Origin of the sequence: Mesorhizobium sp. M8A.F.Ca.ET.202.01.1.1 (genome assembly GCF_004791595.1) — a bacterium.
In the GTDB taxonomy this organism is placed as follows: domain Bacteria; phylum Pseudomonadota; class Alphaproteobacteria; order Rhizobiales; family Rhizobiaceae; genus Mesorhizobium.
On the sequence record NZ_SRUN01000210.1, the window covers coordinates 1 to 312 of the forward strand.

Below are 312 nucleotides of genomic sequence, written 5' to 3' on the forward strand. Positions count from 1 at the left end.
CATGGAGGGGAATGGATTCTCCGCCACATGCAGCAATATGCATTTTCGGCAAAACCATTTTGTCCGCCCCTATTATTTGACGCACGTCATAAAAATAGCGCGCGTGATTCACATGCCGCTGGCACCGTCGGTCGCACAGTGCCGCCATTCGTCGGGCGAAACCGGGGAGTTTTCGCCTTGACGGATGCGCTGGCGCATCTGTCCGCGGGTGCGATCGCGTGAAGATGTGAAGATTTTCAGGAGTTAATGCCTTCAGGCCTTGTTCCCGTTCGGGGAGCCGGGGTGGGCCGCATTGTATCCAAAAAACCTGCC

General features: G+C 56.1%; 1 protein-coding gene. It reads left to right on the top strand.

The window, feature by feature from the left end; all coding sequences use genetic code 11:
- The coding region (locus EN845_RS35900) for a hypothetical protein (RefSeq protein ID WP_210235539.1) at nt 1-222 on the top strand (222 nt) is incomplete at its 5' end.
- Nucleotides 223-312 lie beyond the last annotated feature (90 nt).